Here is a 17,604-nt window from a genome sequence, read left to right on the forward strand (position 1 = left end):
ACACTGGCCCTACCGACGGGGGCGCAATGCTGGCGAAACGGTTAATTTTCCTCGTCGTCCCTATCGCTCTGGTGGCCGGCGCCTGCGGCGCCCCCGAGTACGAGTACGTCAAGAACTCCGAGCAGCAGACCTACTTCAAGGTGCCGAGCTCGTGGGGAAAGGTCGACCAGGAGGCGCTCGACGAGTTCGCGGTCGGCGTCGACCCCGACTCGGCCACCGCCCAGCTCCGCGAGCGGCTGATGTGGACCGTCGCGTACGACGCCGCCGACGAACCGTCCGTCTCCCACGTCGCCGCCCCGATGCCCTTCGCCGAGCCGGCCGTGTGGGCCAAGGTCGAGCGGCTCCTGCCCGAGGTCAGCTCCTCGATCTCGCTCGACGTGCTGCGCGACCTCCTCCTGCCGGTGACCGAGGACCGGCGTGAGGCAGCGGCCCAGGCCAACGCCCTCTTCCCCGGGTTCGAACTGCTCCGCGACGACGTGATCGTGCCAGAGAAGGGGCTGCACGGCGTCCGGGTCGTCTACAACTACCAATTTCTTGAGCGATCGACCACGTTCGACCTGACCGCGCTCGTCAACGACGACGCGAGCCTCCTCTACATGCTCCTCATCCGCTGCGCTGCCAAGTGCTACACCGAGCGCGCCGACGAACTCGATGGCATCGCCACATCCTTCACGGTGAGGAGCTGACCATGACCCAGGACACCGCTCCCGTGGAGGGCCTCCGCCCACCGGACGAAGGGCCGCGCGACGACTTCCGCCCGACCCGCCCGAAGCTGCCCCTCTGGGACCGGGTCAAGTTCGTCATCCTGCTCGCGCTGCTGTGGCTGGTACTCGTCTGGGCCGCGATGGCCGACAACCCGCTGCTGCCGTTCCCCGACGCGGCGCGCATCCAGGCGCGTGACTCGCTCTGGATCTTCGTGCTCATCGGGCTCGAGGTGCTGCGGCAGATCCACTTCCTGATCAGCGAACGGTGGTCCGGCTACCACCACTTCTGGACGTACCGCTTCTTCGGCGGCATCGAGCGGCTCACCCACCGGCGGCTCAGCGACTGGACCCGCTTCCGCATCGCGAGGGCGTTCAAGTGGGCGTTCTGGATCGTCGTGTTCGCGCTGGTCGCGGGCGCCGCGCTGGACACCTCGCCATTCCTGGCGCTCTTCCAGGCCCCGGCGATCATCTGGCAGTTTCTGCCGTTGATCATGCAGATCGTCCTGCTCATGTTCGTGCTGATCCTCCAGTTCGTGGCACTCTTCTGGTTCCTGTCCCGGGGCGGCATCGAGACGTACTACCCGGACGACATCAAGACCCGGTTCACCGACGTCTGGGGCCAGGACCACGTGCTCGACCGGATCCGGGAAAACCTGCTCTTCCTGGAAAAGCCGGACGCGATCGAGGCCAAGGGCGGCTATGTGCCGGGCGGCATCCTGCTGTGGGGCCCACCCGGCACTGGAAAGGGCGAGCCGGTCTCGGCACAGATCATGACGCCCACCGGCCCGCGACAGATGGGCTCCCTGCTACCGGGCGACCACGTGATCGGCTCCGACGGCCGGCCCACGCGAATCGAGCAGGTCCATCTGCTCGGTGTCCGCGACCTCTACCGGGTGTCCTTCAGCGACGGGACGTCGGTGCGGGTGACCGAGGACCACCTCTGGGAAGTGCACACACGCTACGGCGGCAAACACGTACTCCCGGTGTCCGACCTGATCGGGCGGCTCACCGAGGCCGACGGGCACGCCCGCTACCGGATCCCGATGGTCCGGCCCGTGGAGTTCGAGGAGCGCGAGCTGCCCCTGGCGCCGTACCTGCTCGGCGCGCTCCTGGGCGACGGCACTTTCCGCCACCACATCGGCATATCCACGGCGGACCCGCTCGTCGTCGAGCAGGTCGAGGTGATGCTCCCCGACGGGGACAGGTTGGTGCGCAAGGGACGCTACGACTACAGCATCGTCGGCGGGACGACCCGCACGATCCTCAAGGAGCTCGGCCTGTTCGGCCGCTACTCGCACGAGAAGTTCGTACCCGACGACTACTTGTGGACCTGCGTCGAGGATCGGCTGGAGCTGCTCCGTGGGCTGATGGACACCGACGGCGCCATCGACAAGCGCGGCGTCGTCGAATACCACACGACGTCACCGGCACTGGCCCAAGCGGTCCGCCACCTGGTCCAGTCGGTCGGTGGCACCTGCACTTTGACGTCACGTGAAACTCGCTACCGCTATGGCGAGGAGGTCCGGCGGGGCCGCCCGATCACGGTCGTGCGGATGGCGCTTCCGCCCGACATAACGCCGGTGAGCCTTCCCCGCAAGCTCGACCGCTACCGCCCCCGCAGCACGTACCTGCCGCAGCGCCGGATCGTCGACATCCGGCCCGACGGTCGCGAAGAAGCGCGTTGCCTGCGCGTGGCGGCCGAGGACCACCTTTACGTGACGGAGCACTTCGTCGTCACACACAACACGCTCATGGCTGAGGCGATGGCGGGTGAGACGGGGCGGCCGTACGTCTTCGTCGACCCGGGCGCCTTCACGAACATGTTCATGGGTGTCGGCATCCTCAAGGTCAAGTCGCTCTTCCGCAAGCTGCGCAAGCTCGCCCTCCGGTACGGCGGCGTGATCGTCTTCTTCGACGAGGCCGACTCGCTGGGCCGTCGCGGGGCGCTCGCCCAGGGCGGGCCGGGCTTCCCGCGCGGTACGCGGCCGGCGCCGTTCGAGGACGCGTGCCACGGCTTCTCGTACCTCTCCGACGACTCCAAGTGGCTGCTCACCCGCAACGCGATGGCCGCGGCGAGGCCCGCTCCGGACGATCCGCGCGCCGGCCGCAACCTTGTCGTGATGGGCAACATGGGGATGGGCGGCGGCGGGGACATGGGCACGCTCCAGGCGCTGCTCAGCGAGCTGTCCGGCCTGAAGAAGCCGCGCGGCATCGTCAACCGGTACGTACGGCGACTGCTCGGCATGCGCCCCAAGCCGCCACCGAAGTACCGCATCCTCACGGTGATGGCGAGCAACCTGCCGGAGGCGCTCGACGAGGCGCTGTTGCGACCGGGCCGCATCGACCGGATCTACAAGGTCGGCTACCCGAGCAAGGCCGGGCGGGTGCGCACCTATCAGGGCTACCTCGACAAGGTGCGGCACGAGCTGACCGAGGACGAGATCGACAAGCTCGCGGTCATCACCCCGTACGCCACCGGCGCCACGATCAAGGACCTGGTGAACGAGGCGCTGATCATCGCGATCCGGGACAACCGCGAGGTCATCGAGTGGCGCGACGTGATGCAGGCCAAGCGCCTCAAGCAGCTCGGACCGCCGGAGGACGTCGAGTACATCGAGCGGGAGCGGCACGCGGTCGCGGTGCACGAGGCGTGCCACGCGGTCGCCGCCTACCGCACGCGGTACCACATGGAGATCGACGTCGCGACGATCGAGAAGGGCGCGGAGTACCTCGGCATGGTCGCGAGCATCAAGCCGGAGGACCAGTTCACCAGGTGGCGCACGGAGTACGAGGCGGACATCTACGTCTCCCTCGCCTCGCTCGCCGGTGAGCGGCTGTTCTTCGAGGGCGACAGCTCGTCCGGCGTCTCCAGTGACCTGGAGCAGGCCACCGCGGTCGCCACGCAGATGGAGGGCTTCTGGGGGATGGGCTCGACGGTCTCGTCGTATGCCACCTCGGCCCAGATCGGCACCGGTACTCCCGGCGGTCGGGGTCAGGGGCATCGCGAGGACCCCGAGGACGTCGCCCGCCGCGCGCTGGCCGACCGGATCGAGGACAACCTCGGCGCGTACCTGGACCGCGTCGCCGACCTCCTCAAGGCCAACCGGCGCGAGATCCTGACGCTCGCCCACGCGCTGGAGACGAACAAGACGCTCACCGGCGAGGACGTGGTGGCGGTGCTGGAGCGGCGGCAGGGCCCGCTGGTCGACGGCACCGTGTACCAGCGTGAGGAGCTGCTCCGCGAGATCGAGGAGTACCACCGGGCGGCCGTGGTCGCGCACCGCGGGCACGCCAAGGTGTCGATCACGCTCCCGGCCGTACCCGCGGTCACGGTTGGGCCCGACTCGGCGTGGCGCCCGCCGACCGCGATCCTCGCCACGCCCGCCAGCGCGAACGGCGCGGACGAGCCCGAGGTCACGGCCGCCGAGCCGCACCCGAACGGCGCGTCCGAGTCCCCCAAGTCCGGCGAACCGGACACAGACGCCACCGCCGAGCCCGAGCGAAGCTGAGCCCCGGCGCGGCGGCGAAGGGCGGCGCCGCCGGGCGGTGGACTCTCGTAGGCTCATGGTCATGGAAGACACGACGATCCTGTCCGAGATACACAAGCTGGTCGAAGAGGAGCACAAGCTCCGCTCGCAGGTGCAGCAGGGCCAGATCTCGTCCGACGACGAGCGCACCCGGCTGCGCGAGGTCGAGGAGTCGCTGGACCAGTGCTGGGACCTGCTGCGCCAGCGCCGGGCCGCACGCGAGGCGGGCCAGGACCCGGAGGGCACGCAGGCCCGTCCCAAGTCCGAAGTGGAGGGTTATCTCCAGTAGGCGGGGCCGCGGCGAGGGCGCCGGCCCGCACGCGCTACGCGTACCGGGCGACGCCGGCCGCGGCCAATACCGTGGCCACCGCGGGGATGATGCCCTCGGCTGTGCGGGTCGGGCGGAAGCGCTCTTCCATCCAGCTGCGGCCACGGTGCAGCCACACGCTCGGCAGGCCCATCGCGGCCGCGCCGCCGATGTCGGCTTCCGGGCTGTCGCCGACCACCCAGGCGCCCTGGAGGCGCATGCGGACGCGTTGCGCCGCCATCGCGAAGATGCGTGGGTTGGGCTTGCTGACGCCGGCGTCCTCCGAGATGACCCAGTCGGCCACGTAGCGGTCGAGGCCGGTGCGCCGGATCTTGATGTCCTGCTGCCGGGTCGTCCCGTTTGTCACCACGACCGGCACCCAGCCCGAATCATCGGCTATCCGCAGCGCGCAGGCGACCAGCGGGTCGAGCGTGAGCCGCTCCATCAAGCCCTCGGTGAGCTCGTCGACGAGGTCGATGGAGGAGATGCGCAACCGGTACCGGTCGCGGATCGCGTCGGCGACGTCCCAGCGGTTGGTCAAACCGTCGGCGTCGATGGAGAGCAGCCACTGGAGGTCTTCCGGCGGGGCGCCGACCTCCGCCAGAAAGTCCTCTGCCCACGCGCGAAACGTCCCAGCCCGATCGAGCAGGGTGTTGTCGAGATCGAGGAGCAGGAGGGGCACTCGCGCACCCTATGTGATTGGACACACCCTGGAACAGCCCCGTTTCGTAAACAAGCCATGTAACTGACTAACCGCTCAGCAAGCAACGATCGGTCCCGAGATCCGCACGGTGTTCGGCGAGCATCTGGTGCGCCCCGCGGACCCGCTCGACCTCGGCCACATCGAGGGTCGCCACGCGTTCGGCGGCGGCCGCGCGGAGGGGGTCGAGGCGCGCGTCGGCCACCCACCCGCCGTCATCGGCCGCCACGTCCGTCGTGGCCGGGCTCGCCCGCAGCGCCGGCGGGTCATAAGCCGGCAGGAAAAGCTCAGGTTGTACGACGACAGTGGCCCCCTGGTCGGCGGCGATCCGTGCCCAGCGGGCGGCGCGTGCCGCGTTGCCCGCCACGTCGCCGGGGGTCGCCTCGGCCTGGACCGCGGCCACGGTCAGGGGGCGCATGTCACCAAGCCGTACGTACGGATTGCAGCTCCGCCGGTCACCGTGCCACGATCGGTCACGTGCCCAGAGTGAGCCAGGACCAGCTCGACGCGCGGCGGCAGGAGATCCTCGCCGCCGCCCGCGCCTGTTTCGCTCGGCACGGGTACGAGGGTGCCACGGTCCGCCGCTTGGAGGAAGAGACCGGCCTCTCGCGCGGCGCGATCTTCCACCACTTCCGGGACAAGGAGTCGCTCTTCCTCGCGGTGGCCGAGGACGACGCCGCCGCGATGGTGGAAACCGTCGCGCGCAACGGCCTCGTGCAGGTGATGCGCGACCTGCTCGCCCGCGCCGACTCGACCGAGACGGCCGGGTGGCTGGGTAGCCAGCTGGAGGTGTCGCGGCGGCTGCGCACCGACCCGGCGTTCGCGAAGCGGTGGGCGCAGCGCTCGCAGGCCATCACCGACGCCACCCACGAGCGCCTCCGGCGCCAGCGCGACGCGGGCGTGCTCCGCGAGGACGTACCGCTCGACCTGCTGACCCAGTTTCTCGAGCTGGCGTACGACGGGCTGGTCCTCCACCTCGCCACCGGACGGCCACCGGGCGACCTCGGAAGGGTACTCGACGTTGTCGAAGAGGCCGTACGGAAGGCGTGACAGCCTGCTCCACACTGGGGCGCATGGAGACGGTTCTCGCCGCGGCGGGTGACACCTGGGGGATTCCCGGGTCGACCTTCGCGGCAAGCTTCGCCGGCGCCGCCGCCGTACTGTTGATCGCCGCATTGATCCACCGGATCGTGCTCTTCTCCGGCCGCCACACCCCCGTCGACCGGCTCGGCCCCCAGCAGGCCGCATACCTCAACGGCGGCGACAAGCTCGCCGTCTACTCCTCCCTCGCCGGCCTCCGGGCTACCAACGCGATCGCCGCCCTCCCCGGCCGTACGCTCGTCGCGTCCGGCCCGATGCCGCCCAACGTCACCCCGCTGGACCAGGCCGTGTACCACGCCGCCAGCCAGCACGTCCGCGCCCGCGACGTGGTAAACGACCAGTGGGTGCGTACGGCGCTCGCCGAGCTCCGCGACGACCTGGAGCGGCGCGGCCTCGCCAGGGACCGGCACACGCGGAAGGCCGCGCGGGCGGTGCCTTTCCTGATGCTGGCGCTGGCTGGCCTCGGTGGGGTGCGGATGATCGCGGGCGCCGCGAACGGCAAGCCGGTGGGTATCCTGGCCGCCCTGGTCATTGTCATGGCCTTCCTCGCGTTGTTCTTCATCGGCTCGATCCGTCCCGTTACCCGCGCGGGCGGGCGGACGCTCGGCGAAATGCGCCGCCAGCACGCGTACCTCTCTCCCTCGATGACACCGGCCTGGGCCACTTACGGGGCGGCTGGGCTCGCTCTGAGCGTCGGCCTGTACGGTTCGACGACCCTTTGGCAGGCGGATGCCGCCTTCGCCAAGGAAGCCGAGGTTCAGCGCTACCTCGCTTCGGGCGGGGGCAGCGGCGGCGGCAGTTGCAGCGGTGGCGGCGGTTGCGGCGGCGGAGGAGGTTGCGGCGGATGACCGGCTCTACCGGCGAGGCCGGCTCGTACGGCGTCGGGATCGGGTGGCGGCCGGAGATCGCCGGGTTCGTGGCCGCGCTGCCCGGCCTCCGCTTCACCGAGGTGATCGCCGAGTCGGTGCCGGCCTCCGGGCCCGTGCCGGCTCCGCTCGCCACCCTGCGCGAGGCTGGCACCGCGGTCATCCCGCACGGCGTACGGCTCTCGCTGGGCGGTGCCGAGCCCGTCGACCCCGCCCGCGTCGCTCATCTGGCCGCCGCCGCGCGGCAGCTTGACGCGCCGCTGGTGAGCGAGCACATCGCGTTCGTCCGCGCGGGCGGCCTCGAAGCCGGTCACCTGCTCCCCCTCCCCCGCAGCCGCGAGGCGGTCGACGCCGTGGTCGCCAACGTGGCCCGTACCCAGGCCGAGCTGCCGGTGCCGATCGCCCTCGAACCGATCGCCGCCATCTTCGACTGGCCCGACGACGAGCTGGACGAGGCGGCGTTCCTCAGCGAGATCCTCGACCGCACCGGCGCGCTGCTGCTGCTCGACATCGCCAACGTGTACGCCAACGCCCGCAACCGGGGCGCCGAGCCCACCGACCTGCTCGACCGGCTGCCGCTCGACCGCGTCGCGTACGTACACGTGGCCGGCGGCGCCGAGCACGACGGCATCTACCACGACACCCACACGCACGCGGTACCGCAAGAGGTGCTCGACCTCGTCACCGAGCTCTGCGCCCGGCACCGCCCCCCGGCCCTGCTGCTCGAACGCGACGGCCACTACCCGCCCGCCGACACCCTCCGCACGGAGCTCGACGCGATCGCGACCGCCTCCGGCTACCCGGTGGTGACGTGACCCGCCCCGAGGACTCACTCGCCGAGCGCCAGGCCGCCCTTGTCGCCGCGCTCGTCGCCGGCGCACCGATCCCGGACGGCTTCGACCCGCGCCTGATCGACACGGCCCGGCGGGCGTTGCTGCGCAAGCGTTCCAGCGAGGTGGCCCGGCACTGGCCGATGCTCGCCGCCTCGTTCGGCGAGCGGTGGCCAACGGTCTTCGCCGAGTGGGCCGAAGCCCGCCCAACCCGAGGCTCCTTCCAAGACGGCCTAGCCCTAGCCCGCTCGCTCCCCCTAACCGACCTCGCCGCAGAAGAGCTAGCCGCCCACCAGTCCACCCCTTGGACCCGCCTCCTCCGCCGCCTCCGCCCCCGCCCCTGAAAGTTGATCAGGGAGTTCGTGGGCGTGTCGGCCGGCGCGTCGCCCCACCAACTCCCTGATCAACCCCCGCACAAAACAGATGGCAGGATCGACCTCGTGGATCTGGGGCTTAACGGGCGTGTCTATGTGCTTAGCGGGGCTTCGCGGGGGCTTGGCTACGCCACCGCTGAGTGTTTGGTTGCCGATGGGGCTTGCGTTGTGATCTCGGCGCGGTCTGTTGAGGCCGTGACAGCGGCGGTCGAGCGGCTGGGCGTGCCGGACCAGGCGATGGGCGTGGCGGCCGACCTCGGTGACCCCCTGGCCGCCGAACGGTTGGTGACGGCGGCGCGGGAGCGGTTCGGGCGGATCGACGGGGCGCTGATCTCGGTGGGCGGGCCGCCGCGGGGCAGCGCCGCCGCACTGGAGGACGCGCAGTGGCGGAAGTCGTTCGAGACGGTGTTCCTGGGCACGGTGCGATTGGCCCGCATAGCGGCCGAGGCGATCGGGCGGGACGGCGCGATCGGGCTGGTCCTCTCCACGTCGGTACGCAGCCCGATCGCCGGTCTCGGCCTCTCCAACGGCCTGCGCCCCGGCCTGGCCGGCGTGGCCAAGGACATGTCGGACGAGTACGCGCCGCGCGGCATCCGCGTCTTCAGCCTCCTGCCCGGCCGCATCCTCACCGACCGCAACCGGGAGCTCTTCGAGGCGACCGGCGACCCGGAGCGCGCCCGGCTGGAGGCCGAGGCGGCGATCCCGATGGGCCGGCTGGGCGAGGCCGCCGAGTTCGGGCGGGTGGCCGCATTCCTGCTCTCACCGGCCGCGAGCTACGTGACGGGCATATCGATCCCGGTCGACGGCGGGGCCGTACGCTCGCTGTGAAGCCTACGAAGGAGCAGCTTGCCGCCGCGATCGACCGGACGCTCCCGGACGTGATCGCGCCTGGGCTGGCTGTGCTGTTCAGCGGCATCAACCCCGGCCTGTACTCCGCCGCCACCGGCCGCCACTTCGCCCGCCCGGGCAACCGCTTCTGGCCCGCGCTGCACCGCTCCGGCTTCACACCCCGGCAGCTGCGCCCGGACGAGCAGGAGGAGCTGCTCGGGTACGGACTGGGCATCACCAATGTCGCCGACCGCGCCACCGCCCGCGCCGAGGAGCTGAGCACACCGGAGCTGATCGCCGGCGCCGAGCTGCTGACCGCCAAGGTGCGGCAATACCAGCCGGTGTGGCTGGCCGTGGTGGGCGTGACCGCGTACCGGACCGCGTACCGGCGTCCGAAGGCGACGTTCGGCGTGCAGCCCGAGACGATCGGCCCGACCCGGATCTGGGTGCTGCCCAACCCGAGCGGCCTCAACGCCCACTACACGCCGAACGCGCTGGCCGCGGAGTTCGCCCTGCTGCGCCATGCCGCTATGCCTCAGGAGTCGGTGGCGTAGTCGCGGGGTGGGACGGTGACCGGCTCGGCGTGGTCGGTCTCGACGTACGGCATCGGCGAGTCGGCCACCGCGAACTGCGTGCGGTACAGCTCCGCATACAGCCCGCCGACCGCTACAAGCTCGTCGTGGCGGCCGCGCTCCACGATCTTGCCCTCGTCCAGCACCAGGATCTGGTCGGCGTCGCGGACCGTGGAGAGGCGGTGGGCGATCACCAGCGCGGTGCGGCCGGACAGGGCGACCGACAGGGCCCGCTGCACGGCCGCCTCGGACTCGGAGTCCAGGTGGGCGGTGGCCTCGTCGAGGATGACGATCGACGGCGCCTTGAGCAGGAGGCGGGCGATCGCGATGCGCTGCTTCTCACCGCCGGAGAAGCGGTAGCCACGCTCGCCGACCATCGTCTCTAGGCCGTCCGGCAGCGAACGGACCAAATCCTCGACCTGGGCGCCGCGCAGCGCGGTCCACAGCTCGTCGTCGGTGGCGTCCGGCTTGGCGTACCGCAGGTTTTCCGAGATGGTCTCGTGGAAGAGGTGCGAGTCCTGGGTGACCACGCCGATGGTGTCGCGCAGCGACGCGAGCGTGGCGTCGCGGACGTCGACGCCGCCGACGAGCACCTGGCCGTCGGTCACGTCATACACGCGGGAGACCAGCATCGACGTCGTGCTCTTGCCGGCGCCGGAGGGGCCGACAAGCGCGACCATCTGCCCCGGCTCGACGGCGAACGACAGGCCGCGCAGCACCGGCTCGGAGGTCGTGCGGTCGAGGGTCACCACGTCCTCCAGCGAGGCGAGCGAGACCTCGGCGGCGGACGGGTAGCGGAACCGCACGTCGCGGAACTCCACCTGACCCGCGCCGGCCGGGATGGTGACCGCGTCCGGCTTTTCCGCGATCGACGGCTCCAGATCGAGGACCTCGAAGACCCGCTCGAACGAGACGAGCGCGCTCATCACGTCGACCCGCACGTTGGACAGTGCGGTCAGCGGCCCGTACAGCCGGGTGAGCAGCAGCGCGAGCGTCACGACGGTACCGGCGCTGACCGCGCCGCTGACGGCGAGCCAGCCGCCCAGCCCATACGTGAGGGCCTGGGCGAGCGAGGCGACGAGCAGCATCGCGACGAAGAACGTGCGCGAGTACATCGCGGACTGGATGCCGATGTCGCGCACCCGCTCGGCCCGCTCGCCGAACCGCTTTGCCTCGGTGTCCGGCTGCCCGAAGAGCTTGACCAGCAGCGCGCCCGCCACGCCGAAGCGCTCGGTCATCGTGGCGTTCATCTTCGCGTCGAGGTCGTAGCTCTCCTTGGTGATCTCGGCGAGCCGCTTGCCCACCCGGCGCGCTGGGATGATGAACACCGGCAGCATGACCAGCGAGATCGCGGTGATCTGCCACGACAGCGTGAACATGACGGCGGCCGTGAGCACGAGCTGGATCACGTTGCTCACGACGCCGGAGAGTGTGGACGTGAACGCCCGCTGGGCGCCCATCACGTCGTTGTTGAGGCGGCTGACCAGGGCGCCGGTCTGCGTACGGGTGAAGAACTGGAGCGGCATCCGCTGCACGTGGTCGTACACCTTCGTACGCAGGTCGAGGATGATGCCCTCGCCGATGCGTGCCGAGTACCACCGCTGGGCGAGCGAGAGCAGCGCGTCGAACACCGCGAGGCCGGCGATGAAGAGGGCCAGCCGCACCACCGTGCTGCCGGCGTCGCCACCGCCACGGGTGATCGTGTTGACCACGTCGCCGGCGAGGACCGGGGTGGCCACGCCGATGCCCGCGGAGATCACGACGGTGATCAGGAATACGACGATGTCCCGGCGGTAGGGCCGGGCGAACGACGTGATGCGCCTCGCCGTGCCGCTGGCGAGCCGGTGGCCGGCCACCTTGTCACGGGCACGCAGCGCCCGCAAGGTCTCCCAACCGCCCATGCCATACGACACGCGTCACCTCCGCCTCAGCCTGGGACAAGTCTCCGTCCCCGGTATGACAGAACCCGTCACGTAAGCGGAGTGTTCCCGGACGGCCCCTTACTCGCCAACTCCGGCGAGATCGCGGAAGCGGCGCACCTGCGCCTCCCGCTCGGCAAGGTCCTGCTCCTCGTACGTGCGGTCGGCGGCGGCCGCCAGCAGCGCCTTGACCTCCACTACCGCGTCCCGCGGGGCGGTCAGGAGGGCGGCGGCGAGGTCGCGCGCCGCCACGTCGAGATCGGCGCGGGGCACTACGCAATTGGCGATGCCGATCCGCTCGGCCTCCGCGGCGCTCATGCGGCGCCCGGTGACGCAGATTTCAAGTGCGCGTCCGTACCCGACGAGTTCCAGCAGCCGTTTGGTACCGCCGAGATCGGGTACGAGGCCGAGCGTCACCTCGGCCATGGACAGTTGTGCGTCGTCAGCGAGTACGCGCAGATCACACGCCAACGCGAGCTGGAATCCGGCGCCGATCGCATGACCCTGGACGGCCGCGATGCTAAGGATGTCAGGGCGCCTGAACCACGTGAATCCCATTTGAAAAGCGTGAATGCGATCCATGCTTTCCGCTGGAGTGAGGCGGGCCATCTCCGTGAAAGAATTCGTCCCATCACTCGTCACTAGCGAAAGGTCCAACCCCGCGGAGAAGGCCCGTCCCTCGGCCCTCACGATTACGACCCGCACATCACCGGGCAGGTCGCGGGAGAACTGGCACAACGCCGTCCACATCGCTGGCGTTTGCGCGTTGAGCACGTCGGGCCGGCACAACGTCACGGTCGCGACCGGCCCGGCGCATTCCAGCCGAACACCACTGTCGGCGGTCATCGGGGGGATTCCGACAGCGGCAGGGTGCCGAACAGGCGAAAGGGAGTCACGCCTTCTTGCGGCGACGCGCGCCGCCGCGCTGGCGGAGTTGCACGCCCGACTCCGTCAGCACCCGGTGTACGAACCCGTACGAACGGCCGGTCGAGGCCGCCAGAGCACGAATGCTCTCGCCGGACGTATACCGCTTGACCAGGTCTTTAGCGAGCGTCTGCCGCTCGGCCCCGACGATCCGGCGACCCTTCTCAGTGCTGGTGGCTGTGCCGGTGGCTGCCATGTTGATTCCTCACGTCCCAGACTGTGCGGTTTCTTTGCGGTCCTGTCTATTAGACCGCCTCGAACGATCATGCGCTAGATATCAACCCTTCGCCAAGCGACACGCACACCTTGTCGCCTACCCGATACCGTGGTGGGCCGTGACAAGCGAAGCGCGGGTGACGCGCTGGGACCTGTTCGTGTGGCTGGCTCTAGCCGCCACCGGACTCGCGTTCACCTGGCTGGCCGTACGGTTCGCCTCCCCACTCGGTACCGATGCCGCGCCTTTCCTAGGGACCTACCGGTCTAACGTCGGACCGGCGTCCTTGGTCGCGCCCGCGGTGGCGGCGACGGTACTCACAGTGGCCGCGCGCGGGTGGTGGGACCGCGCTCCGTGGCCAATTGTGCTGCTCACCGGCTATCTAGCGGGGCTAATGTGGACCTTTGCATTGGCCGTTGTCAACGGTGAGCGCGGCTTGTACGGACCGGCGAACCACCCCGGTGAGCCACCCGGCCCGGCCCTGGTCCTGCGGTGGATCCACCGCGCCGGGGTCACCGACCCGCTCGCCGTGGGGCTGCTGCTGACCGCCGTCGGCGCCCTCGTGGTGCCCCTGGTCCTGGCGGCGGTACGCAACGGGTGCGGCGACCTGGAGGCCCGGCGCTACCTACCCGTTGTGGCACTCGCCCCGTACGCCATCTGGATGGCCGCCAGCCTCGACGCCCTTGTCGCGGTCCTGGTCGCGGCCATGGTGACCGCGGGTGCCTGGGCCAGCGACCACCGGCGCACCGGACCGAAGGCGGGGCTCGGGGCGGTCACGGCCGGGCTGCTGCTGGGCGTGGCGGCGATGTTCTCGTTCGCCGTACCATGGATGGGCTTTTCTCTGGTTTGTCTTTATTTTGCGCGGCGGCGGGCCGCGCTGAACTTCTTCACCGGCCTCGGCGCCCTAGTACCGGTCGGCGTGGCGCAACTGCTCGGCTTCCGCTGGGTCGACGGCCTACTCGCCGCGCAACGCGAGCGGCCGGTGATCTGGTGGGGCGTGATCAGCCTGCTGGTCCTGCTCCTGGCCGCCGGGCCCGCGCTGGTCGCCAGCCTGCGAAAGATGCGCAACACACCCGGGTGGCCCTACCTGATCGGGTCAGGTGCGGCCATACTGTCCACCGTGCTCGCAGGGCTGGCCCGGGGCGGGGTGGAACACGCCTGGCTGACATTCTTCCCATGGCTGACGGTCGCCGCCACCGCCCCGGCACGCCAGGCCGGCCCGCCCGTACCCGGCCCACTCCTGCTGGTCGGCGCGGGCGCCGCGACCTCCATCGTGATCCGCGCCATACTCGTGCCCGCCAGCTAGACGACCAATCCAAAGAGAAATATCAGAGCTACCGCGACGTCCGCGGTGGTCCAGACCGCCGCTCCCGCAGCCTCACCCTCCGCGTTTACACAACCACACGGCGCCAACCTCCGCGGGCGGACCCGCGCGCCCTACGCGGACCTCTCAAGCTGGGCGCACCAATGCGCCCAGACCTCGGCGGGCCGGGACGCTCTGCGTGGGCCGGCGACCGGCGACCGGCGACCGGCGAGGGAGGGTGAGGCGGCAATGAGCAGCGGTCCACCAGCCGCCAAAGCGCATCTCTGACGATTTGTCCGTTGACCGCACGGCCAGAGCAAGCCGTCCAACAGATCATGGTACGCAGCTGCCCCTATCGAGGCTGTCGCAAAATCGCCAGATTCGCATGAAGTGAGGGTCGCGTTGACCCTCACTGGCCGCCGTTCGGCGGCCAGCGGCGGACACAGCCGTGTTTTTCTACGCACACGCTGTAGTCGGGCAATTTTGCAACAGGCTCTATCACGGCAGTTCCGTACCACGATCTGCTTTCGCCGCCGCGAAAGGCGGGCATTTCGGTCGCGCTCGCCGCGTCGAGGTGGCCTACGCTGCGACTCGCCGCCCCGAATGCCCTTTTGGGGAGACCTATGGCTGCTATGGCAGCAAGAAGGGGTAACCGCAACCGGGCGCGGAGGGTGAGGCCGCGGGAGCAGCGGTCCGGACCACCGCGGACGTCGCGGTAGCTCAAATCTCTCTTTTTGCGCCGGATCTACGCGAGCTCGACCAATTCCAGCAGGTCGTCGCTCCAGGCGTCCTCGTCGCCGTCGGGCAGCAGGATCGCGCGGTCGGGCTTGAGCGCTTGTACCGCGCCCGGGTCGTGGGTGACCAGCACGATCGCGCCGGGGTAGCGGGCGATCGCGTCGAGTACCTGCTCGCGGCTGACCGGGTCGAGGTTGTTGGTCGGCTCGTCGAGCAGCAGCACGTTGGCACCCGAGCAGACCAGCGTGGCCAGCGCCAGCCGGGTCTTCTCGCCGCCGGAGAGCACGCCGGCCGGCTTGTCCACGTCGTCGCCGGAGAAGAGGAACGCGCCGAGGATCTTGCGGAGGTCGGTGTCGGACTGCTCCAGCGCGGCGCTGCGCATGTGGTCCAGGACGCTGCGCTCCACGTCGAGGGTCTCGTGCTCCTGCGCGTAGTACCCGATCCGCAGCCCGTGCCCCGCGACCACCTCGCCGGTGTCCGGCTGGAGCAGCCCGCCGAGCATGCGCAGCAGCGTGGTCTTGCCGGCGCCGTTGAGGCCGAGGATCGCCACCCGGGAGCCGCGGTCGACGGCCACGTCGACGTCCGTGAAGATCTCCAGCGAGCCGTACGACTTGGAGAGCCCCTTCGCGGTCAGCGGCGTACGCCCGCAGGGTGCCGGGGTCGGGAAGCGCACCTTGGCGACCTTGTCCGAGACCCGCTCCTCCTCCAGGCCGGTGAGGAGCTTCTCGGCGCGGCGGGCCATATTCTGCGCGGCGACCGTCTTGGTGGCCTTGGCCCGCATCTTGTCCGCCTGGGCCATGAGCGCGCCGGCCTTCTTCTCGGCGTTGGCCCGCTCTCGCTTGCGCCGCCGCTCGTCGGTCTCGCGCTGCTCCAGGTACTTCTTCCAGCCCACGTTGTAGATGTCGACGACCGAGCGGTTGGCGTCCAGGTACCAGACCTTGTTGACCACCGCGTCGAGCAGGGACACGTCGTGGCTGATCACCACGAGCCCGCCCTTGTGCGCGGCCATGTACCCACGCAGCCACGCGATCGAGTCGGCGTCGAGGTGGTTGGTCGGCTCGTCGAGCAGCAGGATGCCGGCGCCGTCCTCACCCGCGTCGCGGAAGAGGATGCGGGCCAGCTCGATGCGCCGCCGCTGGCCGCCGGAGAGGGTGCCGATCGTCTGGGCGAGCACGCGGTCGGGCAGCCCGAGGTTGGCACAGATGCGGGCGGCCTCGGCCTCGGCCGCATACCCACCCAGGGAGGCGAACTGGTCCTCGAGCGCGCCGTACTTGCGCAGCGCGCGCTCGTCGTCGGCGAGCTTGCCCTCCATCGCCTTCATCTCGGCGAGGAGGGTGTCCAGCCCGCGGGCGGAGAGCACGCGGTCCCGGGCGGTGACCCCGAGGTCGCCGGTGCGCGGGTCCTGCGGCAGGTAGCCGACGGCGCTGCGCCGGTCGACGTTCCCCGTGTACGGCATGCCCTCGCCGGCCAGCACCTTGAGGGTGGTGGTCTTGCCGGCGCCGTTACGGCCGACGAGGCCGATCCGGTCGCCCGGCTGCACGCGGAGCGTGGCCTCGGACAGCAGGATCCGGGAGCCGGCGCGGAGTTCCAGGCCGCTGGCGGTGATCATGGTGGAAACTCACTCTCGTGGTCGAAGGCTGACTCATGGACGCGCTAAAGCGCCGGCCGGTCATCGACCCGGTCGGCGCGGAGAAGCTCAGCCTTCGCAGAGCAGCACGCCGACGATTCTACCCGGCGCCGCGTTGGGTCCCAACCGAGTAAGGATCAAGATCACTGGGTACGGTGCCGCCGTGGAGCTGAACGAAGGTGCCCGTATCGATACGAGCCAGGTCGAGGACCGGCGCGGATCGGGCGGCGGAGGCGGCCTCGGCGGCCTCCCGCTGCCCAGCGGCAAGGGTGGGTGGATCGGCCTCGTCGTGGCACTTCTGGTGGCATTGGCCGGCGGCGGGGTGGGCCTCAACCAGATCACCGGCGGGGGCGAGGAGCAGGGCGACAACACCGCACTCGAACAGAAGTGCGCGGCCGAGAACGCGCTCGACCAGCTCGACTGCCGCAACACGCTCTACGTCAACTCGATCCAGGCGTACTGGCAGGCGGCACTCCCCCAGCGGTTCGGGAAGCCGTACGAGCAGGCCGACACGGTGATCTTCAGCCAGGCGGTAAGCACCGGGTGCGGCGCGGCCAACTCGGGCGTGGGGCCGTTCTACTGCCCGGCGGACGACCACGTGTACATCGACCTGACCTTCTACGAGCAGCTCGCCGACCAGCTCGGCGCGCCGGGCGAGTTCGCGCAGCCGTACGTGCTGGCCCACGAGTACGGACACCACGTGCAGGACCTGGTCGGCACCGAGGCCCAGATGCGCCGCCAGCAGCAGCGCGACCCCGGCAGCGCCAACCAGCTCTCGGTGCTGCTGGAGCTCCAGGCGGACTGCTACGCGGGGCGTGGGCGAGGAACGCGACGGGTACGACCGACGCGAGCGGCCAGAAGATCTTCAAGAGCATCAGCCAGCAGGACATCCAGGAGGGTCTGGACACCGCGGCCGCGATCGGCGACGACACGCTCCAGAAGAAGTCCGGCGGCCGGATCGACGAGTCGCAGTTCACGCACGGTACGTCGGCGCAGCGGCAGGAGTGGTTCGGCCGGGGGCACGAGACCGGGGACCCGAAGTCCTGCGACACGTTCGGCAACGCGCTCTGACG

The 17,604-nt window shown here is 70.3% G+C and carries 16 protein-coding genes and 1 pseudogene; 11 read left to right on the plus strand and 6 right to left on the minus strand.

Annotated elements, in window-relative coordinates; all coding sequences use genetic code 11:
* Positions 1–26: 26 nt before the first annotated feature.
* The 3 genes from Pflav_RS23195 to Pflav_RS23205 are packed head-to-tail and all read left to right on the plus strand — an operon-like array spanning position 27 to position 4,520.
* Complete coding sequence (locus Pflav_RS23195) at positions 27–686, plus strand: hypothetical protein (RefSeq protein ID WP_173038158.1); 660 nt, start codon at positions 27–29, stop codon at positions 684–686.
* 2 nt (positions 687–688) lie between these two features.
* Complete coding sequence (locus Pflav_RS23200; RefSeq protein ID WP_173038160.1) at positions 689–4,213, plus strand: AAA family ATPase; 3,525 nt, start codon at positions 689–691, stop codon at positions 4,211–4,213.
* A gap of 55 nt (positions 4,214–4,268) precedes the next feature.
* The gene (locus Pflav_RS23205; RefSeq protein WP_197938711.1) at positions 4,269–4,520 is read left to right on the plus strand and encodes a DUF2630 family protein; all 252 of its coding nucleotides are present in this window, start codon (positions 4,269–4,271) and stop codon (positions 4,518–4,520) included.
* A gap of 34 nt (positions 4,521–4,554) precedes the next feature.
* Here the strand turns inward: Pflav_RS23205 and Pflav_RS23210 are convergent, their stop codons facing one another.
* Both Pflav_RS23210 and Pflav_RS23215 read right to left on the minus strand, forming a co-directional pair.
* Positions 4,555–5,220, minus strand: coding sequence for an HAD family hydrolase (locus Pflav_RS23210; RefSeq protein ID WP_173038163.1), 666 nt, complete (start codon positions 5,218–5,220; stop codon positions 4,555–4,557).
* Positions 5,221–5,287: 67 nt separating this feature from the next.
* Positions 5,288–5,656, minus strand: coding sequence for a nitrilase-related carbon-nitrogen hydrolase (locus tag Pflav_RS23215; protein WP_173038164.1), 369 nt, complete (start codon positions 5,654–5,656; stop codon positions 5,288–5,290).
* A 59-nt stretch (positions 5,657–5,715) separates the two neighbouring features.
* Here Pflav_RS23215 and Pflav_RS23220 point away from each other — a divergent pair, with 59 nt between their 5' ends.
* The 6 genes from Pflav_RS23220 (at position 5,716) to mug (ending at position 9,791) form a co-directional block, all read left to right on the plus strand.
* Complete coding sequence (locus Pflav_RS23220) at positions 5,716–6,288, plus strand: TetR/AcrR family transcriptional regulator (RefSeq protein ID WP_173038165.1); 573 nt, start codon at positions 5,716–5,718, stop codon at positions 6,286–6,288.
* A 23-nt stretch (positions 6,289–6,311) separates the two neighbouring features.
* Positions 6,312–7,187: a TIGR04222 domain-containing membrane protein gene (locus tag Pflav_RS23225; protein WP_173038166.1), complete on the plus strand. Its 876-nt coding sequence runs from the start codon at positions 6,312–6,314 to the stop codon at positions 7,185–7,187.
* The gene (locus tag Pflav_RS23230; RefSeq protein WP_173038167.1) at positions 7,184–8,020 is read left to right on the plus strand and encodes an MbnB/TglH/ChrH family RiPP precursor modification enzyme; all 837 of its coding nucleotides are present in this window, start codon (positions 7,184–7,186) and stop codon (positions 8,018–8,020) included. Before Pflav_RS23225 ends, Pflav_RS23230 begins: the two co-directional genes overlap by 4 nt.
* Positions 8,017–8,379, plus strand: coding sequence for a hypothetical protein (locus Pflav_RS23235; protein ID WP_173038168.1), 363 nt, complete (start codon positions 8,017–8,019; stop codon positions 8,377–8,379). Before Pflav_RS23230 ends, Pflav_RS23235 begins: the two co-directional genes overlap by 4 nt.
* A gap of 96 nt (positions 8,380–8,475) precedes the next feature.
* On the plus strand, positions 8,476–9,237 hold the full coding sequence (locus tag Pflav_RS23240) for an SDR family oxidoreductase (protein ID WP_173038169.1): 762 nt from the start codon (positions 8,476–8,478) through the stop codon (positions 9,235–9,237).
* Positions 9,234–9,791 carry a G/U mismatch-specific DNA glycosylase gene (mug, locus tag Pflav_RS23245; protein WP_197938712.1) on the plus strand — a complete coding sequence of 186 codons (558 nt, stop codon included), beginning with the start codon at positions 9,234–9,236 and terminating at the stop codon, positions 9,789–9,791. The genes Pflav_RS23240 and mug overlap by 4 nt, the downstream gene beginning before the upstream one ends.
* Here the strand turns inward: mug and Pflav_RS23250 are convergent.
* From Pflav_RS23250 to Pflav_RS23260, 3 genes are all read right to left on the minus strand, one after another.
* Positions 9,773–11,710: an ABC transporter ATP-binding protein gene (locus Pflav_RS23250; protein ID WP_173042592.1), complete on the minus strand. Its 1,938-nt coding sequence runs from the start codon at positions 11,708–11,710 to the stop codon at positions 9,773–9,775. The genes mug and Pflav_RS23250 overlap by 19 nt on opposite strands.
* Positions 11,711–11,809: 99 nt before the next feature.
* Entirely contained in the window at positions 11,810–12,574 is a 765-nt protein-coding gene (locus Pflav_RS23255) for an enoyl-CoA hydratase/isomerase family protein (RefSeq protein WP_173038171.1), read from the minus strand.
* A gap of 46 nt (positions 12,575–12,620) precedes the next feature.
* Positions 12,621–12,848, minus strand: a complete 228-nt coding sequence (locus Pflav_RS23260; protein WP_085066491.1) for a helix-turn-helix domain-containing protein — start codon at positions 12,846–12,848, stop codon at positions 12,621–12,623.
* A gap of 139 nt (positions 12,849–12,987) precedes the next feature.
* Between Pflav_RS23260 and Pflav_RS23265 the strand changes: the two genes are divergently transcribed.
* A complete protein-coding gene (locus Pflav_RS23265) occupies positions 12,988–14,172 on the plus strand; it encodes a hypothetical protein (protein WP_173038173.1) in 1,185 nt (394 codons plus the stop codon).
* Positions 14,173–14,914: 742 nt separating this feature from the next.
* Here Pflav_RS23265 and Pflav_RS23270 read toward each other — a convergent pair.
* On the minus strand, positions 14,915–16,513 hold the full coding sequence (locus Pflav_RS23270) for an ABC-F family ATP-binding cassette domain-containing protein (RefSeq protein WP_173038175.1): 1,599 nt from the start codon (positions 16,511–16,513) through the stop codon (positions 14,915–14,917).
* A 181-nt stretch (positions 16,514–16,694) separates the two neighbouring features.
* On the opposite strand from Pflav_RS23270, the pseudogene ypfJ reads away from it, so the two are divergent.
* Positions 16,695–17,602 (plus strand): annotated as a pseudogene (ypfJ, locus tag Pflav_RS23275) (KPN_02809 family neutral zinc metallopeptidase).
* The last annotated feature ends 2 nt before the right edge of the window (positions 17,603–17,604 follow it).

Source organism: Phytohabitans flavus, from assembly GCF_011764545.1.
Lineage (GTDB): Bacteria > Actinomycetota > Actinomycetes > Mycobacteriales > Micromonosporaceae > Phytohabitans > Phytohabitans flavus.

What these genes read in the sequence shown, in the direction of transcription:
- Pflav_RS23195 (WP_173038158.1), top strand. Translation starts at nt 27, where the DNA reads ATGCTGGCGAAACGGTTAATTTTCCTCGTCGTCCCTATCGCTCTGGTG.
- Pflav_RS23200 (WP_173038160.1), top strand. Translation starts at nt 689, where the DNA reads ATGACCCAGGACACCGCTCCCGTGGAGGGCCTCCGCCCACCGGACGAA.
- Pflav_RS23205 (WP_197938711.1), top strand. Translation starts at nt 4,269, where the DNA reads ATGGTCATGGAAGACACGACGATCCTGTCCGAGATACACAAGCTGGTC.
- Pflav_RS23215 (WP_173038164.1), bottom strand. Translation starts at nt 5,656, where the DNA reads ATGCGCCCCCTGACCGTGGCCGCGGTCCAGGCCGAGGCGACCCCCGGC.
- Pflav_RS23225 (WP_173038166.1), top strand. Translation starts at nt 6,312, where the DNA reads ATGGAGACGGTTCTCGCCGCGGCGGGTGACACCTGGGGGATTCCCGGG.
- Pflav_RS23230 (WP_173038167.1), top strand. Translation starts at nt 7,184, where the DNA reads ATGACCGGCTCTACCGGCGAGGCCGGCTCGTACGGCGTCGGGATCGGG.
- Pflav_RS23250 (WP_173042592.1), bottom strand. Translation starts at nt 11,710, where the DNA reads ATGGGCGGTTGGGAGACCTTGCGGGCGCTGCGTGCCCGTGACAAGGTG.
- Pflav_RS23255 (WP_173038171.1), bottom strand. Translation starts at nt 12,574, where the DNA reads ATGACCGCCGACAGTGGTGTTCGGCTGGAATGCGCCGGGCCGGTCGCG.
- Pflav_RS23260 (WP_085066491.1), bottom strand. Translation starts at nt 12,848, where the DNA reads ATGGCAGCCACCGGCACAGCCACCAGCACTGAGAAGGGTCGCCGGATC.
- Pflav_RS23270 (WP_173038175.1), bottom strand. Translation starts at nt 16,513, where the DNA reads ATGATCACCGCCAGCGGCCTGGAACTCCGCGCCGGCTCCCGGATCCTG.